Here is a 2,213-nt window from a genome sequence, read left to right on the forward strand (position 1 = left end):
GGGCTGGGGCCCAGGATGATCGGGTGAATGAGGTCGTGACAGCCGAGCAAAATTCTGAATCAATCGACGGCCACCTGTTTTGCAGAGAGGCAGATGGATGCGCACCTCGGCGGGAATGGTGATCATGCTCCCTCGATGGCGGCGATCAGCAGGCGCAGACGCGAGGGCGCAATACCCTCATCCGCCACCAGCCGCCGACCATTGGCGAGCAGGATCTCGATCCGCGCCTCACCATACCGGGGGCCGTCCGGCTCCGTCGTCTCCGGGGCAGACGCGGCAACCGTCACCGGGACGAAAGAAGGGGCTGTCGCTGGCGGCATCTTTGTCCCGTACCGGGCACACCATCGACCGAGAACACTGGAAGCAAGACGGTAACGCCGCGCAATCTCGGCCACTGACCGGCCGCTCGCATCAACCTCCGCCACCATCCGCCGCTTCTCCGCCTCCGGCCAATGCCGTCGGCGGGCGGGGCGCTCAGGGCCTCGACAAGCGCATCCGCCTGTTCTTCCAGGACGAAGCCCGTGTTGGCCAGAAGGGGCGGACCTGCCATCGCTGGTGGCTGAAAGGCCAAAGGCCGCCGGGCCTGTGCGACCAACGCTTCGAGTGGACCTACATCTTCGCCACCGTCGAACCCGCCACCGGGGCGGAATTCGCCCCGGTCCTCCCGACGGTGTCCACCGTCACCATGAACCTGTTCCTGGACGAATTCACCAAGACCTTGGCTCCCGACGACCATATCGTCATGGTTCTCGATGGTGCCGGATGGCACGGCGCCGCCGCTCTGGCTGTCCCCGACAACATCACCTTGGTGCCGCTGCCGCCCTATTCCCCCGAGTGCAACCCCGCCGAGCGTATCTGGCTCTACCTACGTGAACGCTTCCTCTCGATCCAGGTTTGGCCCGACCAGAACACCATCATCGACCCTTGTTGCGACGCCTGGAATGCCCTGGCCGCCGACGCCCGAAGGATCACCAGCCTCGCCTTCTATCCGTGGATCGAGAAAGTCATGTGTGGACGGCCCCTGCGTTGCAAGGAGATTTTGCGTGATTTTGCCCCGGTCGGGTGCAGTCATGTGTCCGGCCTGTTTGCGCGGCACTGTGACCGCTGGCCATGATGTGATCCGCGGAACGGCTCCCAATCATTTCAGAGACCTTGCCGGCCATGATGGGGTGGACGGCCCCTGCTCACCGGCGTCGCAATGCGCCAAAGTGGTGGTTGTCGAAACACACCATGTGAAGGGGCCGCCCATGACCGAGGTTAGCATGATTGGATTGGACCTGGCAAAACGGGTTTTCCAGGTTCACGGCATCAACGGCGCTGGGGACGTGACCATTCGCCGACAGTTGCGCCGAGCCGAGTTGGTGAAGTTCTTCTCCAGGCTCCCCCCGTGTCTGATCGGCATGGAAGCCTGCGCCACCGCCCATTACGGGGCTCGGACGCTGATCAAATTGGGACACGAGGTTCGCCTGATTCCGCCGGCTCGGGTGAAACCCTATGTGAAACGGGGCCGCAAGAACGACGCCACTGACGCAGCGGCGATCGCCGAGGCTCTGTCCCGCCCGCACATGCAGTTCGTGCCAGTGAAAAGCGAAGATACGCAGGCGGCACTGATGCTACACCGCACCCGCAGCCTGTTGATGACCCAACGCACAATGCTCGCCAACACGTTGCGGTCGCATTTTGCCGAATTCGGCATCATCGAACCAGAAGGCAATGCAGGGTTGCTGAGATTGCTGGTCTGCGCACTGGATGCGCCCGATACGTCGCTGCCGCAGCCTGCACGGGAGGCAATGGCGATGCTGGCGGCACATCTGCGCGATACCAGCGCAAAGATCGATGCGTTGGAGCACGAAATTCTGGCTTGGCATCGCGGCAACGCCGACAGCCAACGCATCGCCACCATCCCCGGCATCGGCCCGCTGATCGCCAGCGCCATCGTCGCCACCATGGGCGATCCCGGGCGGTTCAAGACGGGGCGCGACTTCGCCGCCTGGCTTGGACTGGTGCCTTCGCAAAATTCCACCGGCGGCAAGACGATACTGGGGCCGATCACCAAGGCAGGCGATCGTTACCTGCGGTCCCTGCTGGTGGTTGGCGCCACCAGCGCGTTGTGGCGCCGCCGCAAGGAGGAGGGAACATGGCTTGCCGCCCTGATGGCGCGCAAGACGGTGCGTCAGGTTTCCATCGCCCTCGCAACTTGTTGTTTGTTGGTA

3 protein-coding genes are annotated in these 2,213 nt (G+C 63.5%); 2 read left to right on the forward strand and 1 reads right to left on the reverse strand.

Annotated features, from left to right (window positions below; translation table 11 throughout):
* Positions 1–122: 122 nt before the first annotated feature.
* The gene (locus tag MTBSS4_RS22835) at positions 123–428 is read right to left on the reverse strand and encodes a hypothetical protein (protein WP_173984731.1); all 306 of its coding nucleotides are present in this window, start codon (positions 426–428) and stop codon (positions 123–125) included.
* Here MTBSS4_RS22835 and MTBSS4_RS17855 point away from each other — a divergent pair.
* Together MTBSS4_RS17855 and MTBSS4_RS17860 are read left to right on the forward strand one after the other, a co-directional pair.
* Positions 323–1,114, forward strand: coding sequence for an IS630 family transposase (locus tag MTBSS4_RS17855; RefSeq protein ID WP_173984732.1), 792 nt, complete (start codon positions 323–325; stop codon positions 1,112–1,114). The two genes, MTBSS4_RS22835 and MTBSS4_RS17855, sit on opposite strands and share 106 nt — an antisense overlap.
* Positions 1,115–1,247: 133 nt before the next feature.
* Positions 1,248–2,213, forward strand: a 966-nt coding sequence (locus MTBSS4_RS17860) for an IS110 family transposase (RefSeq protein WP_173984733.1), incomplete at its 3' end; no start/stop codon positions are given.

Origin of the sequence: Magnetospirillum sp. SS-4 (assembly GCF_902729425.1) — a bacterium.
Classification (GTDB): domain Bacteria; phylum Pseudomonadota; class Alphaproteobacteria; order Rhodospirillales; family Magnetospirillaceae; genus Phaeospirillum.

Excerpts from the sequence above, each read along its gene's own strand:
- MTBSS4_RS22835 (WP_173984731.1), bottom strand. The coding sequence starts at position 428 with ATGGTGGCGGAGGTTGATGCGAGCGGCCGGTCAGTGGCCGAGATTGCG.